At 70.3% G+C, this 19463-nt stretch carries 19 protein-coding genes and 1 tRNA gene; 7 read left to right on the forward strand and 13 right to left on the reverse strand.

Annotated elements, in window-relative coordinates; genetic code table 11:
- The first annotated feature begins 206 nt into the window (after window positions 1-206).
- The 5 genes from D9598_RS16435 (at window position 207) to D9598_RS16455 (ending at window position 5817) form a co-directional block, all read left to right on the forward strand.
- Window positions 207-1091 (forward strand): dimethylarginine dimethylaminohydrolase family protein, encoded by an 885-nt coding sequence (locus tag D9598_RS16435; protein WP_198367623.1) that lies wholly within the window; start codon window positions 207-209, stop codon window positions 1089-1091.
- Entirely contained in the window at window positions 1088-2476 is a 1389-nt protein-coding gene (locus tag D9598_RS16440; protein ID WP_198367624.1) for an FAD-binding oxidoreductase, read from the forward strand. Before D9598_RS16435 ends, D9598_RS16440 begins: the two co-directional genes overlap by 4 nt.
- 174 nt (window positions 2477-2650) lie before the next feature.
- Window positions 2651-3751: a TRAP transporter substrate-binding protein gene (locus D9598_RS16445; protein WP_198367625.1), complete on the forward strand. Its 1101-nt coding sequence runs from the start codon at window positions 2651-2653 to the stop codon at window positions 3749-3751.
- A gap of 73 nt (window positions 3752-3824) precedes the next feature.
- The gene (locus tag D9598_RS16450; RefSeq protein WP_198367626.1) at window positions 3825-4373 is read left to right on the forward strand and encodes a TRAP transporter small permease subunit; all 549 of its coding nucleotides are present in this window, start codon (window positions 3825-3827) and stop codon (window positions 4371-4373) included.
- A 31-nt stretch (window positions 4374-4404) separates the two neighbouring features.
- The gene (locus D9598_RS16455; RefSeq protein WP_198367627.1) at window positions 4405-5817 is read left to right on the forward strand and encodes a TRAP transporter large permease subunit; all 1413 of its coding nucleotides are present in this window, start codon (window positions 4405-4407) and stop codon (window positions 5815-5817) included.
- Window positions 5818-5856: 39 nt separating this feature from the next.
- Here D9598_RS16455 and D9598_RS16460 read toward each other — a convergent pair whose 3' ends face one another.
- From D9598_RS16460 to D9598_RS16485, 6 genes are all read right to left on the reverse strand, one after another.
- Complete coding sequence (locus D9598_RS16460) at window positions 5857-6960, reverse strand: FAD-dependent oxidoreductase (protein ID WP_232477324.1); 1104 nt, start codon at window positions 6958-6960, stop codon at window positions 5857-5859.
- An 80-nt stretch (window positions 6961-7040) separates the two neighbouring features.
- The gene (locus D9598_RS16465; protein WP_198367629.1) at window positions 7041-7880 is read right to left on the reverse strand and encodes an aldose epimerase; all 840 of its coding nucleotides are present in this window, start codon (window positions 7878-7880) and stop codon (window positions 7041-7043) included.
- Window positions 7881-7884: 4 nt separating this feature from the next.
- Window positions 7885-8724 (reverse strand): NAD(P)-dependent oxidoreductase, encoded by an 840-nt coding sequence (locus D9598_RS16470; protein WP_198367630.1) that lies wholly within the window; start codon window positions 8722-8724, stop codon window positions 7885-7887.
- A gap of 51 nt (window positions 8725-8775) precedes the next feature.
- Window positions 8776-10056, reverse strand: a complete 1281-nt coding sequence (locus D9598_RS16475; RefSeq protein WP_198367631.1) for a TRAP transporter large permease — start codon at window positions 10054-10056, stop codon at window positions 8776-8778.
- Window positions 10057-10069: 13 nt separating this feature from the next.
- On the reverse strand, window positions 10070-10597 hold the full coding sequence (locus D9598_RS16480) for a TRAP transporter small permease (RefSeq protein ID WP_198367632.1): 528 nt from the start codon (window positions 10595-10597) through the stop codon (window positions 10070-10072).
- Window positions 10598-11593: a TRAP transporter substrate-binding protein gene (locus tag D9598_RS16485; protein WP_232477326.1), complete on the reverse strand. Its 996-nt coding sequence runs from the start codon at window positions 11591-11593 to the stop codon at window positions 10598-10600. It lies immediately after the preceding gene.
- A 184-nt stretch (window positions 11594-11777) separates the two neighbouring features.
- On the opposite strand from D9598_RS16485, the gene D9598_RS16490 reads away from it, so the two are divergent.
- Together D9598_RS16490 and D9598_RS16495 are read left to right on the forward strand one after the other, a co-directional pair.
- Window positions 11778-13145 (forward strand): amidase, encoded by a 1368-nt coding sequence (locus tag D9598_RS16490; protein ID WP_198367633.1) that lies wholly within the window; start codon window positions 11778-11780, stop codon window positions 13143-13145.
- A 59-nt stretch (window positions 13146-13204) separates the two neighbouring features.
- Window positions 13205-13281: transfer RNA gene (locus D9598_RS16495), tRNA-Arg, on the forward strand.
- 78 nt (window positions 13282-13359) lie between these two features.
- Here D9598_RS16495 and D9598_RS16500 read toward each other — a convergent pair.
- The 7 genes from D9598_RS16500 to D9598_RS16530 are packed head-to-tail and all read right to left on the reverse strand — an operon-like array spanning window position 13360 to window position 19192.
- Window positions 13360-14973, reverse strand: coding sequence for a terminase TerL endonuclease subunit (locus tag D9598_RS16500; protein ID WP_198367634.1), 1614 nt, complete (start codon window positions 14971-14973; stop codon window positions 13360-13362).
- Window positions 14970-15371: a phage terminase small subunit P27 family gene (locus D9598_RS16505; protein ID WP_232477353.1), complete on the reverse strand. Its 402-nt coding sequence runs from the start codon at window positions 15369-15371 to the stop codon at window positions 14970-14972. The genes D9598_RS16500 and D9598_RS16505 overlap by 4 nt, the downstream gene beginning before the upstream one ends.
- Window positions 15371-15835, reverse strand: a complete 465-nt coding sequence (locus tag D9598_RS16510; RefSeq protein WP_198367636.1) for an HNH endonuclease — start codon at window positions 15833-15835, stop codon at window positions 15371-15373. Before D9598_RS16510 ends, D9598_RS16505 begins: the two co-directional genes overlap by 1 nt.
- A 2-nt stretch (window positions 15836-15837) precedes the next feature.
- Window positions 15838-16230, reverse strand: a complete 393-nt coding sequence (locus tag D9598_RS16515) for a hypothetical protein (RefSeq protein WP_198367637.1) — start codon at window positions 16228-16230, stop codon at window positions 15838-15840.
- 13 nt (window positions 16231-16243) lie between these two features.
- Window positions 16244-17428: a phage major capsid protein gene (locus tag D9598_RS16520; RefSeq protein ID WP_198367638.1), complete on the reverse strand. Its 1185-nt coding sequence runs from the start codon at window positions 17426-17428 to the stop codon at window positions 16244-16246.
- Window positions 17428-17964 (reverse strand): HK97 family phage prohead protease, encoded by a 537-nt coding sequence (locus tag D9598_RS16525; protein ID WP_198367639.1) that lies wholly within the window; start codon window positions 17962-17964, stop codon window positions 17428-17430. Before D9598_RS16525 ends, D9598_RS16520 begins: the two co-directional genes overlap by 1 nt.
- Entirely contained in the window at window positions 17957-19192 is a 1236-nt protein-coding gene (locus D9598_RS16530) for a phage portal protein (RefSeq protein ID WP_198367640.1), read from the reverse strand. The genes D9598_RS16525 and D9598_RS16530 overlap by 8 nt, the downstream gene beginning before the upstream one ends.
- Window positions 19193-19463 lie beyond the last annotated feature (271 nt).

Genomic DNA, 19463 nt, shown 5'->3' on the forward strand with positions numbered 1-19463 from the left:
CGCGGACGGTCGCCCGCGTCGTGTGACCGGCCATGGCCACGGCAGGGATGGAAGGAATGATGATGATGGTGGGGCCTGTGGCGCCCCGGGATATGATCGCTCATGATGCATCTAAGATATATCTAGATAGGATCTTCGCAAGAGGTCCCGCACGAAGCTCCACGCCCCCTGGCCGACCGCCCCGGCGGAGCGTAACCTGCCCCGCCATGTCCCCCACCACCGCGCCGCGCTGGCGCCTCGCTTCCGAGACCGGGCTTCTGAGGGAGGTACTGGTCTGCCCGCCCGACCACTATCGCTGGGTGCCGACCAACAGCATCGTGCGCCGCACCCTGGCCGATGCGCGCCAAGCCCCGGCCCGCGCGCACCTCGCCGCCCAGCATGCCGAGCTGGTCGCGGCGCTGGAGCAGGGCGGCGCCACCGTGCACCGCCTGACGCCGGAACCGCACCTGCCCTACATGGTCTTCACGCGGGACAGCGTGGTGGTGACCCATCACGGGCCGGTGCTCTGCCAGCTTGAACGGCCGCAGCGGCGCGGCGAATATGCCGGGCTGATCGACTTCCATGCCGCCCATGGCAGCGAGTTCTGGCGCAAGTCCAGCGCCGGCACGCTGGAGGGGGGCGACATCCACATCCTCCGCCCCGGCCTCGCCGTGATCGGCCATTCCGGGGGCCGCACCGACGAGGCGGGCGCGGAGCAGCTCGCCGGCTGGCTGCGCGCCGAGGGCTGGGAGGTGCGGCTCGAGCCCTTCGACGAGCACTTCCTGCACCTCGACGTGCTGTTCTGCATGGCCGCCCCCGGCCTCGCCGTCGCCTGCACCGAGGTGCTGGACGAGGACTTCCTCGCCTGGCTGCGCCGGCACGGCATCCGCTGCCTGCCCGTCTCCTATCGCGAGGCCATGCGGCTCGGCTGCAACATCGTCGCCCTCGGCGGCGGCCGCGTCGTCTCCTCCCGCGACAGCACGGCGCTGAACGCCGCCCTGCGCGCCGAGGGGCTGACGGTGCTGGACCCCGAACTCTCGCTCTTCACCCTGGGCGGCGGCGGCCCCCATTGCCTGACCTGCCCGCTCTCGCGGGAGGAGGACACCCCATGACCATCGACACCCACCCCCTCGACACCGTCCTGGCCGCCGCGCGCGCCTTCCTCGGCGACCGCCTCTCGACCAATGCCTCGATCCGCGAGCAGCACAGCAAGGGCGAGGACGCCAACCCGCCGGTGCTGCCCGACGCGGTCGCCTTCGTGGAGACGACGGAGGAGGTCTCGCGCCTGCTGGCGCTGTGCAACGCGCATGGCGTGCCGGTCACGCCCTTCGGCGCCGGCACCAGCCTGGAGGGGCATGTCGTGCCCGTCCGCCGCGGCATCAGCCTCGATCTCTCGCGCATGACCGCCATCCTGGAGGTCAATCCGGAGGACATGGACTGCCTGGTGGAGCCCGGCGTCACCCGCCACCAGCTGAACGACCACCTGCGCGACCAGGGCCTGTTCTTCCCGGTCGATCCCGGCAGCCACTGCACGCTGGGCGGCATGGCCGCCACCCGCGCCTCGGGCACCAATGCCGTGCGCTACGGCACCATGCGCGAGGCGGTGATGGGCCTCGAGGTCGTGCTGGCCGATGGCCGCGTCATCCAGACCGGCGGGCGCACCCGCAAGGCCGCCAATGGCTACGACCTGACGCGGCTGTTCGTCGGCTCCGAGGGCACGCTCGGCGTGGTGACCAAGATCCGGCTGCGGCTGCAGGGCATTCCGGAGGCGACCACCGCCGCCGTCTGCCAGTTCGACAGCCTGGCCGCCGCGGTCGAGACCGTCATCATGACCATGCAGGCCGGCATCCCCGTCGCCCGCATCGAGCTGGCGGATGCCGACCAGATGCGGGCCTCCATCGCCTATTCCAGGCTGCCCTACGAGCCGCTGCCGACCCTGTTCCTGGAGTTCCACGGCAGCCCGGGCAGCGTGCGCGAGCAGGCCGGAGCGGTCGAGGCGCTGGCCAGCGAGATGGGCGGCAAGGGCTTCGCCTGGGCCGAGGATGCCGAGACGCGCAACCGGCTGTGGAAGGCGCGGCACGACGCCTGGTGGGCGGCCAACGCGCTCTGGCCCGGCTGCCGCGGCATCACCACCGATGTCTGCGTGCCGATCTCGAAGCTGGCCGAGGCCATCGTCAGCGCCAAGGAGGCGGCGGTGGCGGCGGAGCAGAACACCTGCATCGTCGGCCATGTCGGCGACGGCAACTTCCATTGCGTCATCCTCTTCCCCGCCGACGACCCGGAGGGGCTGGAGAAGGCCTGGGCGCTGGACCGGCGGATCGTCGCCCAGGGCCTGGCGCTGGGCGGCACCTGCTCGGGCGAGCATGGCATCGGCCTCGGCAAGCGCGAGTTCCTGGAGCAGGAGCACGGGCCGGAGGTGCTGGCGGTGATGCGGGGCCTGAAGGCCTCGCTCGACCCCCGCGGCATTCTCAATCCGGGCAAGCTGTTCCTGAACTGAGCCGGCAGCGGGCCGGCACCCGCCGCCGGCCCGCGCGAGATTAAATTCCGTACATCATATTATGCCGTTGGCGTGACCAACGGTGGATGACAGACGCGACCCTCTGCCGCCAGAATGCGGCTCGCCCGGCACCCCAGAACCGCCGGCTCTGTCCAAGGGAGCAGCCGTCCACCGATGATCCGTCGTCAATTGCTGGCAGGAGGCAGTCTCCTCGGCGCCTCCGCTCTCGCCGCCCCGGCCATCGCCCAGCCGGCTCCGGAGATCCGCTGGCGGCTCGCCAGCAGTTTCCCCCGCTCGCTCGACACCATCTACGGCGCGGGCGAGCATGTGGCGAAGCGGGTCGCGGCCCTGACCGACAACAAGTTCCAGATCCGCGTCTTCCCGGCCGGCGAGCTGGTGCCCGGCCTGCAGGTCGCCGATGCGGTGCAGGGCGGGACGGTCGAGGCGGCGCACACCGCCTCCTACTACTTCGTCGGCAAGGACCCGACCTTCGCCTTCGACGCCACGGTGCCCTTCGGCCTCAACACCCGGCAGATGAACGCCTGGATGCATCAGGGCGGCGGACGCGAGGTGCTGAAGCCCTTCTTCGAGGGCTACAACATCGTCTCCATCCCGGCCGGCAACACCGGCGCACAGATGGGCGGCTGGTTCCGCAAGGAGATCAAGACCGTCCAGGACCTGAACGGGCTGAAGATGCGCATCGCCGGCATCGCCGGCAATGTCATGCAGAAGCTCGGCGTGGTGCCGCAGCAGATCGCCGGCGGCGACATCTACCCGGCGCTGGAGAAGGGCACGGTCGACGCCGCCGAATGGATCGGCCCCTATGACGACGAGAAGCTCGGCTTCAACCGCGTCGCCCCCTTCTACTACTATCCGGGCTGGTGGGAGGGCTGCCTGAACCTTTCCCTCTATGTCAGCAAGGCGAAGTACGAGGAGCTGCCGCCCCTCTACAGGGAGGCGCTGGAGAGCGCCTGCCGCGACGCGACGATCGAATCCATGACCAAGTACGACGTGCAGAACCCGGTGGCGCTGCGCCGCCTGATCGCCGCCGGCACCCAGCTCCGGCCCTTCCCGCGCGACGTCATGCAGGCCGCCTACAAGGCGGCCTTCGAGCTCTATGACGAGATCGCGCAGAAGAACGCCGACTTCAAGAAGGTCTATGACCACTGGAAAGCCTTCCGCGAGACCGAGTATGGCTGGTTCCGCGTGGCCGAGAACAGCTTCGACCAGTTCGTCTACGCCATGTACGGCCAGGAGGCGCAGCAGCGCCGATGACCCGAACCTCCGGCCCGGCGGCATGGCGCGCCGGGCCTTCCACCGGTAACCCGAGATAAGGAATCTTCCCCGCATGGCTGCCCTGCTTGGCTTCAGCCGGGCGATGGACCGGGTCAGCGCCACCTTCGGCGTGATCGCCTCCTGGATGGTGCTGCTCTCCTGCGTGATCAGCGCCGGCAACGCGACCATTCGCTACGGCCTCAATTATTCCTCCAACGCCTGGCTGGAGGTGCAGTGGTATCTCTTCGCCGGTATCGTCATGCTCGGAGCCTCGGTCACGCTGCTGAAGAACGAGCATGTGCGGGTCGATCTGGTGTTCGGCAATCTCGGGACGCGCGCGCGGCTCTGGGTGGATGTGCTCGGCCTGATCTTCTTCCTGCTGCCGGCGATGAGCCTGCTGGCCTGGATGACCTGGCCGTTCTTCCTCGACAGCTGGCAGCGCATGGAGGAATCGTCTAACGCCGGCGGGCTGATCCGCTGGCCGGTGAAGCTGCTGTTGCCGGTCGGCTTTCTGCTTCTCAGCCTGCAGGGCGTCTCCGAGCTGATCAAGCGCATCGCCCTGCTGCGCGGCCTCCGCCCCGAGGGGGAGGTGGTGGTCGAGTACCATCGCCCCGAGCAGTGACCTTTCCCCGAGACGCGGACCCGCACCTGCCATGCTGACCCTCGAGATGATGCCGCCGCTGATGTTCGGCGGCCTCGTCGTATTCCTGCTGATCGGCTTCCCCGTGGCCTTCTCCCTGGCCGCCGTCGGGTTGTTCTTCGGCTTCCTCTCCATCGAGCTGGGCTTCTTCACCCCGGCCTATCTGGGCAACCTGCCCTTCCGGGTCTTCGGCATCATGTCGAACGACCTGTTGCTGGCGATCCCCTTCTTCACCCTGATGGGCGCCATTCTGGAACGCTGCGGCCTCGCCGAGGATCTGCTGGAGGGCACCGGCCAGCTCTTCGGCAAGATCCCGGGCGGCCTGGCCTATGCCGTCATCCTGGTGGGCGCGGTGCTCGGCGCCATCACCGGCACGGTCGCCGCCTCGGTCATCGCCATGGGCATGATCAGCCTGCCGATCATGATGCGCTATGGCTACGACATGCGCATCGCCACCGGCGTGATCGCGGCCTCCGGCACCATCACCCAGGTCATCCCGCCCTCGCTGGTGTTGATCATCCTGGGCGACCAGCTCGGCAAGAGCGTGGGCGACATGTATGCCGGCGCCATCGGCCCCTCGATCCTGCAGGTGCTGCTCTTCGTCGCCTTCATCTTCGCCACCGCGATCTTCCAGCCCCACAAGGTGCCGCCGCTGCCGCCCGAGGCGCTGGCGCCGCGCGGCTGGCCGCTCTACTGGCGCGTCCTCAAGGGCATGGTGCCCTCCGTCGTGCTGATCTTCCTGGTGCTGGGGACGATCTTCATGGGCCTGGCGACGCCGACCGAGGCCGGCGCCATGGGCGCGGTCGGCGCCGTCGCGCTCGCCGCCATCAACGGGCGCCTCACCTGGGCGCTGGTGCGCCAGGCGATGGACAACACCATGCGCATCACCTGCATGGTCATCTTCATCCTGGTCGGCTCCACCGTCTTCTCGCTGGTCTTCCAGGGCGTCGATGGCAGCCTGTGGATCGAGCACCTGCTCTCGCACCTGCCCGGCGGCCAGACCGGCTTCCTGATCTTCGTCAACATCTTCATCTTCTTCCTGGCCTTCTTCCTCGACTTCTTCGAGATCGCCTTCATCGTCGTGCCGCTGCTGGCGCCGGTGGCCGCCAAGCTCGACATCAACCTGGTCTGGTTCGGCGTGCTGCTCTGCGTGAACATGCAGACCAGCTTCATGCACCCACCCTTCGGCTTCGCGCTCTTCTACCTGCGCGGCATCGCGCCGAAGACGGTGAAGTCGAGCGACATCTACTGGGGTGCCATCCCCTGGGTGGGGCTGCAGCTCATCCTGGTCGCCATCGTCATCTTCTGGCCGGAGAGCGTGACCTACTGGCTGGACACCGGAACCGGCGTCGACCCCGCCTCGGTGCGCATCGAGGTGCCGATGCCGGACCTTCCGGCGGAGGACGCGCCGATCATCTTCAAGTAGCCGGCGGGCGGGAAGGCGCGTCCTCCCCTCCCGCCCCTCTCATCCCGGCAGCGGGCCGCCCTCGCCGGCGGCCCAGGCCGCCAGCCCGCTCCGGTCCTCGCGCGCCACGGCCAGGCCGAGCAGCGGCGCGAACTTGAAGCCGTGCCCCGAGAAGCCACTCATCACCATCGCATGCGGCCCCAGCGGCGCGACGATGAAGCGCTCATCCCCCGTCACGTCGTAGTAGCAGGCGCGCGCGCCGAGCACGCGATAGGCCGCGGCCCCGGCCAGGCGCGGCCGGGCCAGGGCCAGGATGGCCTCGGCCTCCGCGGCGCCGGCCTCGCGCGCGTCCTCGGCATCGCCCTGGCGGGAGAAGCGATGGTCGCCGATCTTCAGCGGCGTGCCGACCACCGGCGGCACCGCGTAGAAGCCGCCGGCCTCGGAGAGATCGAGCAGCATCGGCGCCGCGGCCCAGGCCGCCCGCCAGGCCGGCGGCGGCTCCAGATAGACCACGATCTGACGCGAGGGCACGACACGCCCGGCCAGGCCCGGCACGAGGCGCGGCGCCCAGGGGCCGGCGGCCAGCACCAGCAGGTCGGCCTGCCGCGTCGCGCCATCGGCGAGGCGGAGCGAGGCCCGGGCGGGATCCACCGCCATGGCGCGGCCCGGCTCGATCGCGACGCCGCGCCGCCGCAGGTGCCGCGCCAGCGCCGCGACGATGCGCCGGGCCAGCAGCACGCCGCCTGCCGCCATGTGGAAGGCCTCGCCGCCCCCGGCCGGCCGCAGCATCGGGTAGCGGGCGGCGAGCTCGCCCGGCGCGAGATCCTCGAAGGCATGGCCGGCGGCGGCGAGGCCGGCGCGGCTCTCGGCCAGCCAGCCCTCCCCGGACTCGCCCAGCGCCAGCACGCCCGTCGGCACGTGGAGCACCTCGCCCAGATCGGCCCAGAGCAGGTCCCAGGCGGCATAGGCCTCGTCCACCATCCGCATGTAGCCGGCGGCGGCGCCATAGGCGTGGCGGATCAGGCGATGGTCGTCCACGCTGGCGCCGCGCGGATTGGGCACCGGGTCCTGCTCCACGAGCGTGACGGACCAGCCGGCCCGGGACAGGCCCCAGGCGGCGGAGAGGCCCATGATCCCGGCCCCGAGGACAAGCGCGCTTGGCATGGCGCGAGGATGGCGCGCCCGCGCCGGCGGAGCCAGCCTTTCCGCCAGGCCCCTGGAGCATCTTCCGATCGGGATCCGCCCTAGCCCGCCACGGCCAGGACGAGGCGGCCGGACAGCGCCTCGCCGGGCGCCAGCACCCGCATGGCGCCGAGCGGTGCCAGGGCCGAGCGGTTGACGACATCCGGCAGGTGGCTGACCGGCTCCAGGCAGAGCACGGGCGTCTCCGGCGGGGCGAAGAGCTGCAGGTTGCCCGCCCAGTCGCCGCTCGCCACGAGGCTCAGGGTCAGGTCGGGCCGCCGCAGCACCGCCGCGCCGCTCCAGCCGGCATAGTGGTCATCCTGGCCGAGCCAGGCCTCGGCGTCGCCCTCGAGGCCCGGGCAGGGCACGGCGCCGACCGGCAGCTTGCGGGGGCCCCGGAGCAGGCGATGCGTGGCGGCGAAGCGCAGGCGGCAGCCCTCCGGCCGCAGGAACCAGGGATGCCAGCCGAAGCCCGCCGGGCAGGGCGCGGCGCCGAGATGGCGCAGCGTCAGGCGGAGATCGAGCCCGGCGGCGCCGAGGGCGATCTCCAGCCGGGCCGCGTAGTCGAAGGGCGGATGCACCAGTCGCTGGGCCAGCACGGCACGTTCCGGCGCCGCCGCCTCGACCTGCCAGGGCGCCGCGCGGCCGAGGCCGTGCAGCGCGTTGCCCTCCCGCGGGTGCGTGAGGGGAAAGCGGTGGACCACGCCCCGCCAGCGGAGGCACCCGCCATCCAGCCGGTTGGTCCAGGGCAGCATCCAGAAGGCGCCGGCCCTGTCGCGGTTCGGATCGCCGCCGTCGAGCGGCCGCAGCACCGCTCGCCCCTCATGGGCGAGGCTGGCGAAGGCGGCACCCCGATCGGGCAGAATCTCCGCCTCCCAGCCGCCGCCCCGCAGCGCCAGCACGGCGTCAGTCGAGCGCGAAGGGATCGCGCGGGCTCGGGCTCTCGCGGCTGTAGGCGCTGGCGCAATAGGCGCCGCCCTGGTAGCGCTCGGTGACCGGATCGCCCGAGACCTTGCCCTCCATCTGGCCGCGGAAATCCTCGGCCGTGTCCTGCGGCGCCCAGCCGATGCGCTCGCGCTGGTCCTGGCCCCAGAAGGTGGCGGGATTGTCGCTCGCGCCCCAGACCACGGCGTGGCCGATCCTCGGCGCCTCGATGAAGGCGGCGCACAGCTGGGCGAGGTCGGCATAGGACAGCCAGGTGGACAGCATGCGGGCATCGACCGGCTCGGGGAAGGAGCTGCCGATGCGGACGTTGAGGTTCTCCACCCCGTGCTTGTCCCAGTAGAGACGCCCCATCAGCTCGGCATAGGCCTTGGACAGGCCGTAGAAGCTGTCGGGGCGGAAGGCGCAGTCGGCATCGAGCTTCGGCTCGCCCGGGCCCGGCCGCTCATGGAAGCCGATCGCATGGTTCGAGGAGGCGAAGAGCACGCGCGCGCCCTCGCGCCGCGCCGCCTCGTAGATGTGGTAGATGCCGCGGATGTTCGGGTCCAGCACCTCCTCGAAGGGCCGGTCCACCGAGATGCCGCCGAAATGCAGGATGGCGCCGCAGCCATCCGCCAGGTGCTGCATGGCGACGGCATCGCCCAGGTCGGCGGTGGTGAACTCGGCGCCTTCCGGCAGGTCGCCGGGGAAGGGCTTGATGTCGGTCAGCCGCAGCCGGTAGCCGCGCGCGGTCAGTTCCCGCGCCAGCATGCTGCCGAGGTTGCCGGAGGCTCCGGTGACGAGGACGGGCTTGGCTGCGGGCATGATGCACTCCTGGACGGCGATTCGTGGCACGAGTATCCGGCGGAACCGGCCTCAGTGGAACAGGCGCGGCAGCCAGAGCGAGACGGCGGGGACATAGGTCACCACCAGCAGCACGGCGAAGGCGGCGCCGTAGAAGGGCAGGCTGGTCCTGGTCGCGTCCCACATCGAGACCTTGCCGACGGCGCAGGCGACGAAGAGCACCGGCCCCACGGGCGGCGTGATCAGCCCGATGCCGAGGTTGAGGATCAGCACCACGCCGAACTGCACCGGGTCCATGCCGAGCTTCATCACCACCGGCAGGAAGATCGGCGTGCCGATCATGATCAGCGGCGCCATGTCCATGAAGGTGCCGAGCAGGAGAAGGATGATGTTGATCAGCAGCAGCAGCAGCAGCGGATTGTCGGTGATGCCCTCCATCAGCGTGACGGTCATCGCCGGCACCTGAAGCAGCGCCATCAGCCAGCCGAAGGCGCCGGCGCAGCCGATGATCAGCAGCACCATGCCGGTGGTGCGCGCGCCACCCAGCACGGCATGGATGAAGCCCATCCAGCCCAGGCTGCGATAGACCAGGAGCGTCACCAGCAGCGCGTAGATCACGGCGACGACGGCGCTCTCGGTCGCGGTGAAGATGCCGCTGCGCACGCCCATGAAGATGATGACGATCAGCATCAGGCCCGGCAGCGCCGCCGCCAGCAGCCGCGCCAGCACCCACCAGCCGGGGAAGCGCTCGCGCGGATAGCCGCGCTTCACGGCCACCGCCCAGGCGGTGAACATCAGCGCCACCATCAGCAGCATGCCGGGGATGATGCCGGCGGTGAACAGGTCCGCCACGCTGATCGCGCCGCCGGCGGCGATGACATAGAGGATCATGTTGTGGCTGGGCGGGATCAGCAGGTCGATCAGCGCCGCGTTGGCGGTGACGTTCACCGCATAGTCCGGCGCGTAGCCGCGCGCGCGCATCTGCGGGATCATCACGCCGCCGACGGCCGAGGCATCCGCGACCGCCGAGCCGGAGACGCCGCCGAAGAGCGTCGCCGCCACCACGTTGACCTGCCCGAGCCCGCCCCGCATGTGGCCGACCATGGCGGCGGCCAGCGCCACCAGCCGGTCGGCGATCTGGCCGCGCAGCATCAGGTCGCCGGCGAAGACGAAGAAGGGAATGGCCAGCATCGAGAAGACGTTCATGCCCGAATAGAGCTGCTGGAACACCACGACGGCGGGCAGATCCATATAGAGCACGGTGACGAAGGCACTGGCGCCCAGGGCGAAGGCGACCGGCGTGCCGATCAGCAGCAACAGCGCGAAGCTGCCGAGCAGGACGGTGATTTCCATAATTCCGCGCTCCTCAGGCGTCGCTGACCAGGGGCGCAACCATCGCTTCCGAGGGCGCCTCCCCGCCGGCCAGATGCGCCGCCAGCCGTTCCATCCCGAAGAGGCCGATCAGCACGCCGCCGAAGACTAGCGGCAGGTACTCGACCGAGCCCGGCAGGTCGAGGCCGGGCAGCACCGCGTCCCAGACGCCGAGCGCGAGATCGCCGCCGAACCAGGCCATGCCCAGTCCGAACAGGGTCACCACCATGTCCGACAGCACGTCGCAGACCTTGGCGAGGGGCCTGGGCAGCAGCGCCTTCAGGGTATCGAAGCCCATGTGGAAGCCTTCCCGCACGCCGGCCGCGGCGGCGCCCAGGATGACCCAGCCCATCAGCAGCAGGGCCAGCGGCTCGGCCCAGGAGGGCGTGTCGTTCAGCACGAAGCGGCCGAAGACGCCCCAGGCGACGACGACGGTCATCAGCACCAGGCAGAGGCCGGCGATGCCGAGGCAGGCCGTGCAGAGCCGCTCGAGCAGCAGGTTCAGGCCGCGCGCCACGGCCATTCAGGCGGTTTCCCGGATGCGCTGCACCAGCGACTTCATCTGCGCGTCCCGCACGAACTGGTCGTAGACCGGCTGCATGGCCTTCTCGAACAGCGCCTTGTCGACCTCGTTGATCCGCGAGCCGCCCTCGACCACCGCCTGCCGCGCCGTCTCGGTCCTGGCCTGCCAGAGCCGGCGCATCTCGGGAACGCTGTCCTTCGCCGCCTCGCGCAGGATGGTCTGCAGGTCCTTCGGCAACTTGTCGTAGCTGCGCTTGGAGACGACGAGGATCTCGGGCGACATGGAATGCTCGGTGGCGGAGTAGTACTTCGCCACCTCGTAGTGCCGGTGCGAGTGATAGGTGGGATAGTTGTTCTCGGCCGCGTCCACCACGCCGGTCTGCAGCGCCGAATAGACCTCGCCGGTCGGCAGCGGCGTGGGATTGCCGCCGAGGGCGCGGATCATCGCCAGCCACATGTCGGAAGGCTGCACGCGGACCTTGAGGCCCTTCATGTCGGCCGGCGTGTTCACCGGGCGGCTGCGGATGTACATGCTGCGCGCGCCGCTGTCGTAGCAGCAGAGGGTGATCATGCCGTGCCGCTCCGTGCCGGCCGAGATCTCCTGGCCGAGCGGGCCGTCCACCACCTGATGCATGTGCGCCTCGTCCCGGAACAGGAAGGGCAGGCCCGGGATGACGGTGGCGGGCACCAGGTTGGTCAGCGTGGCGAAGTTGGTGCGGTTCATGTCGATCACGCCGAAGCGCGTCTGCTCCAGCGTGTCCTTCTCCTCGCCGAGCTGGCGGGAATGGAAGACCTGGACCCGCAGGCGGCCGCCGGAACGCTCCTCCGCCAGGCGCGACAGGGCCTTCACGCCCTCCACCGTCGGGTAGCCGTCCGGATGGACGTCGGCCGAGCGGAGGGTGATGGTCTGGGCGCTGGCCTGGAAGCCGATCAGGGCGGGGGCCGAAAGGGCGGCGGCACCCAGCAGCGCCCGGCGGGGCAGCATGAGCTTGCTCATCGTGAACGTTCCCTGTTAGCCTGAATTTTTGTATGACGTTCGGTCATCATATGACTGATGACAGGCATTGCAGGCGCAGGGTGAAACCACGCGACGCGGCCTGTCAATAGTTTCCGCAGCCCTTGCCGCCGCCCGCCTGACGCCGCAGCATCCCCGCCGCCTTGCCTTCAGGAGACCGCCCGTCATGCCCGAGCCCGCCACCCTCTGCGCCGCCGCCGAAGAGCTGGCCCGGGGCCGCCTTTCCGCCGTGACGATGGCCGAGGCGGCGCTGGCCCGCATCGCCGATCCCGCCGGGGAGGGCGCCCGGGCTTTCGTCGCCGTGCAGGCGGAGCAGGCCCTGGTCACCGCCCGCGCCATGGATGCCATGCGCGCCGCCGGCCGGGCCCCCTCACCCTGGGCCGGCATCCCGATCTCCATCAAGGATCTGTTCGACCAGGCGGGCGTGCCGAACCGCGCCGGCTCGACGGCGCTGGCCGACGCCCCGCCGGCGCGTCGCACCGCCCCCGCCGTGGCACGGCTCGAACGCGCCGGCTTCGTCGTGCTTGGCCGCACCAACATGGTCGAATTCGCCTTCAGTGGCCTGGGCGTGAACCCGCATCACGGCACCCCGCTCTCGCCCTTCGACCGCGCCACGGGGCGCCTCCCCGGCGGCTCCTCCTCCGGTGCCGCCGTGGCGGTCGCGGATGGCATGGGGCTGGCCGGCCTCGGCTCGGACACGGGCGGTTCCTGCCGCCTTCCGGCCGCGCTGTGCGGCGTCGTCGGCTACAAGCCGACCGCCCACCGCGTGCCGCGCGAGGGGGCCTTCCCGCTCTCCCCCACCCTCGACAGCATCGGCCCGCTGGCCCGCAGCGCCGCCTGCTGCGCCGTGCTGCATGCCCTGATGGCCGGAGAGGAGGCAGAGGCCCCGCCCGTGCCGCGGCCCGTGGCCAGCCTGAGCCTGGCCATCCCCGACGACACCTATCTCTTCGAGTCGCTGGAACCCGCCGTGGCCGCTGCCTTCGACCGCGCCGTGGCGCGGCTGGAAGCGGCGGGCGCGCGGATCACACGGATCGCCCTGCCGGAACTCGCCGAGATTCCCCAGGCCAACGCGACCGGCGGCTTCGTCGCCACCGAGGCCTATGCCGTGCACCGGTCGCTGATGCGGCAGGCAGGCGGGCGATACGATCCGCGCATCCTGGCCCGCATCCAGCGCGGCGGGGGCATGAGCGCGGCCGACTACCTGGCCCTCCGGGATGACCGCGCCCGCATCATGGCTGCCACCGCCGCCCGCACCGCCGCCTATGACGCGCTGCTCTGCCCCACCACGGCGCTGACGCCGCCGCCGGTCTCCGCCGTGGCCGACGAGATGGAGTACCACCGCATCAACATGCTCCTGCTGCGCAACACCTCGGCCTTCAACTTCCTGGACCGCTGCAGCATCAGCCTGCCCTGCCACGCGCCGGGCGAGGCGCCGGTCGGGCTGATGCTGACCGGCGCGCGGGACGGCGACCGGGCGCTGTTCGAGACCGCCATGGCCGCCGAGGAGGCGCTTCGCGCGGTGACGGCCGCCTGACTTTGTGGATTGAGGGCTTCCCCTGAGCGGCGGCTGTCGCTAAACAGGGGCCCTGGCGAGGACCCGTAGCTCAGCTGGATAGAGCGTTGCCCTCCGAAGGCAAAGGTCGTACGTTCGAATCGTATCGGGTCCGCCAATTTTTCAATAACTTAGCCGCTTAGACAGTCTTCTCGGTAAGGCTGGTGTCACCACAGAGTCACCAGCGACGGGACTGTCACACGAACAGCAGCCCCTCGGGCCTGGCGCCTTCCACCTGATAGATCATCGGCCCGGACTGGTTGGCCATGGCCCGGCCGATGGCCATGGCGACCGCGGCGGCACCGTCGATCTTCCCCATGGCCTTGGCCTTGCTGAACTTGATGTTGCCGGCCGCGTCCTGCTCCACCCGGATGTTCGCGAAGTTCCAGCGCAGCACCGGGTCGCGCCCGGCCTGGAACTGCCGCCCCAGGATGGCCCGCTCGATCTCCTTGCAAGGCGCCGACATCGAGGCAAAGCCCTGGCCGAACTGCGCCACGGGCAGCTGGCGCTCTTGCAGGCGCTGGAGGAAGTTCAGCGCGCCCCAGCGGTCCACCGCGATTTCCTGCACTGACAGCTCGGCGCACAGCTCCACCAGGTCGCGCAGGATCTGGTCCTGATCGATGCTGTTGCCCTCGGTCACCACCAGCCGGCCGGATTCCTGGAAGGCGGCATAGGGCTGGTTGTCGGCCACCCGGCGGCGGAACTGCTCGGCCGGGCAGTACTGCTTGCCCCAGACCAGCCAGCCCCCTGCCCCGTCCGCCGCCACGGCATAGACGGCCGCCAGGTCGGACACGCTGGCCAGATCCACGCCGACAAAGACCGGCTTCCCGGCCAGGTCGGATAGCTCTACCGGCCGGCAGTCGCCCTGGTCATAGACGGCCATGTCCACCCAGGTGACGGCCGCGCTGTCGCCCCAGATGTTCAGGTAGAGCCGCTTGAACATCTCCCGCTGGCTCGGGATCTCGGCCGCCCGGCGGGCCGTCATGCGCATCTCGTCCAGGCTGCGGAAGCCCGCCGCCAGGGCTGGGTTCACCGCCTGCCACACCGCCTCGTCCTGCCAGTCGCAGTCGTGCGGGGCCTGGTAAAGCACCGGCAGGAAGGTCTCGTCCTCCACCTCGCCGCGCTCGACCTTCAGGGCATATTCGTACAGCTCCCAGGCCAGATCACCGCGGCCATGGCCGGCCGTGGTGGTGACAATGGAGAGCGGGCAGAGGCGTTTCCCCATGGAGGAAACCAGCACCTCCCACAGCTCCCGCGTCGGCCAGGCATGCACCTCATCGGCCAGCAGCATCGACACGCTGAGGCCGTGTTTGCTGTAGGCCTCGTGGCTGATCGCCCGATAGGTGCTGTCCGAACGCGGGTGGCTGATCAGCTTGCGGCTGTCCACGATCCGCGTGGCGGCCATCAGATGCGGATCGGCGCGGATCATCCGGGAGGCGCCATTGTAGGCGATGCTCGCCTGCTCGCGATCGGCGGCGGCGCTGATCACCTGGCCGGCGGCGTCCCGCTCCGGGCCCAGCAGCCCCAGCAGGGCCAGGGCGCTGGTCAGGGTGGTCTTTCCCGAGCCACGAGGCAGCAGCAGGAAGACGGTGCGGATCTTCCGCAGGCCGGTTCCAGGATGCACGTCGCCAAAGACCTTGCGGACGATGCGCGCCTGCCAGGGGTGCAGAACAAAGGGCTGCCCGGCCAGCGGGCCCTCGGTGTGGCGCAGCTTCTCGACGAAGCGCACCGCCCGCTCACCATGGCCCAGCGGATCGGGGATCTCACCGGCCAGGAAGCGGGAGCCGGTCAGGCAGCCAGCAGCACTCACGCCAGCATGCCCTCCCACGGGTCAGCCTTGGGCGCGTCTGTGTGCTTGCCGCGCCGGCTTGGCGTCAGGCCCAGCTCGGCCGCGTAGAGCCGCACATCGCGCATGGCGATGCTCAGCATCTTGTAGGCGGGGTGGCTGATCGGCCCATTCCGCCCCTCGATCACATGCCCTTCGGTGTCCATCAGCACCGAATACTGCCGCATGGCCCCCACAGCCCGGCAGTAAGCCTCCAGCGTGGCCATGGTGTCGTCACCCAGCAGTTTGCGCTGGTGCAGGACCGGAGCGACGCGACGCCACTCCTTCCGCGCCTCCTCCGTCAGGCCGGCCGGCGGAGACGGACATTTCCCGGGCGCAAAGCCGCCCTCGATGACGGTCAGTTCCTGCTTTCCACCCTTCATCACGAAGGCCCTTTCCCTGAAGAGTCCATTGGAGGCGAGAATTCGTGTGCTGTGTGGGGCTCGGTCTCGGGCCCAGGCAGGCCAGATCGGCACCCCCCTATCCCCTCCTGCGACCGACCCCCGCCCCCTCGCTCGCGGTTGAACCCGGCCGTGACCTGCCGGTGACAGGGGGTGCAGAGGGGTCGGATGTTGCTGGGCACCAGCCGCAGGTCGGGCCGTAGGCGAAGGGGCTGGATGTGGTCAGCCTCGGTCGCCGCCGTGACCCGTCCCTGCGCCGCGCAGAACCGGCAGAGCGGTTCCGCTGCCAGCACCGCCTCGCGTAGCTGGCGCCAATGCTGGTCGTAGCCACGAGAGGAAGCCGAACCGCGCTCCCGATCCCAGACCTTGCTGCACTCCGGGCAGCGCCGCCCCGTGAAGGCCGGATGGCCCGGCGTCTTGCAGAAGCGCGGCGCTGCCCAGGGCATGGTCAGGCCACCGGGGCCGCGGCCGGGTTGCCGCGCACCACCAGCACGCTGGCGATGGCGCCGGTGGTGGCGCTGGCCACCGTCAGCACCGGCCGGATGTAGCGCTTGTTGCCGATGTAGCTGACGCGCTGCACCGTGTTGCCGCCCGGCGCGGCGGAGACGGCGGACAGGCTGCCCGCCAGATCAATGGCCGCGACATCCGTCCAGCCGCTGCTGCTGTTGTCGCTCTCCTGCAGCTTCGGCGTGTGGGTGCCATCGGTCCAGGCGCCGAAGGCCACCAGCACCGCCGCCGTGCCGAAGCCCAGCAGATCCACGGCCGTGCCATTGGCCGTGGCCGTGCGCGCCGCGGGCGGCAGGGCCAGGGCGGGGCTGATGTTGTGGGACAGGTCACGCATGGTCGCTCTCCTCTCAGCTCGCCGCGATGCGCAGCTTGCGCAGGGCCTCGGCCTTGGCCACGCCACCCGCCACGCGACGGCGGCCGTGGAAGCGCGTCACCCCGTTGGTCGCCTGGCTGTAGGGGTCACGCAGCACGGACAGGGCGACGCGGTCGAAGATGCGATAGCCCTGGCCGAAATCGCCGAAGACGACCGGCGTGGCGCCGGCAGCCACGTCCGGCATGTCGGGCATCTCCACCACCGGGCGGCCCAGCAGCGTGGTGGCCATGGCGCCGGCGATGCCCGCGGTGGCCAGCAGGTAGTTGCCCGTCGTGTCCTTCAGCTTGCGCGCCTGGGCCAGGGTGTTGCTGTTCATCGCCCAGACCGCGTTCGCCCGGTAGGCGGACGGGATGGCGTGATAGAGATCCAGCAGGCTGTCGGCGCTGAAGGTCGCGGCGCTGCCGCTGGCCACGGTCGGGATGGTGGGGTCCGCCATGAAGCCGAAGGGCCGCAGCACGCCGTCGCCATTGACGAAGGCCGCACCCTCGGCCCGGCCGAACTCCTCCGCGAACTCGAAGGAAAGCTCCGCCGCGACGTCGAAGGCGCTGTCCTCCAGCATGGCGTTCGAGACATCCACCCAGCAGGCGATCTCCCGCACTTCGTATCGGTTCTGCCCGAAGGTCACGGTGGTCTCGGGTCGGGGCTGGATCTCGCCGACCCACTGCGCCGTCATGCCGCCGGTGCGCTTGGGCAGGAGAACCGCGCCGGCCGCCGTGCTGGCCACACGAGCTACGGAGCGGACGGGCGAGAACTGCACCACGTTGCGCAGCAGCTCGGCGACGAACTGGTCGGGCGCCAGATAGCCGCCGGCGGTGTCGTCGCTGACGCGGAGGGTGCGCAGCTCCGGCGCTTCCAGGGCCTCGCGGCCACGGCGCAGGAAGGTGGCGAAGGCCCGCGTCTCGACCTCCGGCTCCTGCCGCGTCTCCAGCCCGATGCCGGGGCGGCGCAGCACGGTCTCGGTGCGGTCGAGGCGCGAGCGGATCTCGGTCATGGCGCTGTCGAGCTGGCCGAAGCGCTGATCGGCGCTGGTGGTGAAGCCCTGCACGGCGGAGCGAATCTCGGCCAGGTCGTTGACCTCGCCCTGCTCCTGCCCGTCGGGGGCCTCACGCGTTTCCCAGCCGGTGCGCGGATCGACGCCCGGCGATGCGAAGTTCGGCATCACGGTTTCCTCAGTTTGCCCGCGCACTGGCGGATGAAGGCGGCAAGCCCGGCCGCCGCGGGAGGGGTGGGAGCGGAGCGGACACTGGCCACGCGCGCCGCATGCTGCGCCGGACGCGAGACCAGCGAGATCTCGATCAGCTCCATCTCGGAGACGACACGCCCGCCGCCGGTGGCCGGTGCGGCGCGGATCGTCCTGAAGCCGATGCTGAGGCCGTCGAGCGCCTGGGCCTTCAGCATGGCGTGGGCGTCACGGCCGGCAGTGCTGTCCATCACCAGCATGCCGGTGACATGCAGGCCGGTGTCGTCCTCGCGGATCTCGGTCCAAACGCCGACAGGGCGGGCCGGATCGTGGGCCCAGAGCATCAGCGGGCGCGTGCCGGCGGTCCTGTGCGCCGCCAGGGACTTCGCGAAGGCACCGCGCTGCACGACATCGCCGAAGAGATCGCGCCGGCCCCAGACGGCGGCGTAACCGCTGATCTGGCCGCTCTCCTCGGGGGCAAAGCGCGTCTCGACGCCGGCGGACCTCTCAAGCATCGGCGCTGTCCTCTGGCTGCCGATCGACCGGCGCGGAGTTGACGGGACGGGTGAAGACCTCGCCGCCGTCATAGGGGCTGCGGTTCTCCATGGCGCGGATCTCGTTCGGGTTGAACACGCCGGCGGCGATGGCCTGCGAGTAGGCGGTGAAGCGCGCGGCCAGATCGGCGCGGGCCAGGTCATCCACCAGGAACTCGACGTAGAGGCCACCGCGGCGTTCCTCCGGCGTCAGCAGCGATACGCGGATCGAATCCGTCCAGGCGCGCAGGATCGGCAGCAGCGTGAAGGTCAGGAACTGGCGGCCCAGCTCCTCGGCATTGCTGTGCGTGACGCGATCGAGATCGGCCAGCAGATGCAGCGGCACGCGCCAGATGCGGGCGATCTCCTGCAGCTGGAAGCGCCGCACCTCCAGGTACTGCGCATCCACGGACGACATCTGCAACGGCTCAAAGGTGAGACCGCTTTCCAGGATCGCCGTCTTGCCGGTGTTGTCGGCATTCCAGCTCTTGCGGAGCACCTCGCGCTGCTCATGCGTTAAGAAGCTGGGCGACTTCAGGATGCCGCCGGGCCGCGCGCCACGGCCGAACAGCTTGGCGCCGTACTGCTCCAGGACCTGCGACAGGGCGATGGCCTCGCGGGCCTGCACCACCGGGCTGTCACCCTGATAGAGCCCGGTGCCGACGCCGCGGATATGCAGGATCTGATCGCGGCCGTAGCTGCGGCGCGTGCCGTCCGCCTCGGTGACGGTATAGATCGGCTCCCGCGTCAGCACGTGTGGGGCAACGGAGACGCTGGAGGGCGCCAGCGGGATCAGCTCGGAGACACCGCCCTCGCCACGCCCGATCCAGGCATAGGCATTGCCGTGCAGCGAGAGCTGGGTTTGCAGGACCAGGCGGAACTCGCTGGCCGGCGTCCAGGGATTGGCCACATCGGACAGCAGCGATTCCAGGGGATGGTCGTCGGCCCGTTCGCGCCCGCCATCGGCAGCACGACGATACAGGTGCAGGGGTAGCTGGCTCACGGTCTCGGCCAGGACCTTCACGGCGCCGTAGACAGCCGTGCAGCGCATCGCGGTTTCGGCGGAGACGGAGATCCCGGCGGCAGTCGGGCCCGCGCCACCCAGCAGGATCGCGGTCCAGGGATCACGAAGGGTGCCGGAAGCCGCCCGACTTTCGGGGGCGGAGAACAGGGCCTTGATCGAGCCCAGCAGGGAGGAAGCGCGCGCCATATCCGGCAGCGCTACGCGTTCTCAGGTGGCAGCACCAAGCGGAATAGAACGACGCAATCGATTGAATTTAGGAGGAAATCTCGGGAGGCGGCGAGGCTAGGCGCGGCATCTCGCCGGCTCTAGCTCCGCACCGCCTCATACTCGCCCGGTGCGAGATGGTCAGGCGGATGACAGGTTGCGCAGCACCAGCCCGGTGCGCCGCCATCCCGCTCACTGCGCAGATCCCGCCACCACCGGCCACCCTGACGCGGATCGAACCGTCCGCAGCAGC

The organism is Roseomonas sp. KE0001 (assembly GCF_016107285.1).
GTDB lineage: Bacteria > Pseudomonadota > Alphaproteobacteria > Acetobacterales > Acetobacteraceae > Pseudoroseomonas.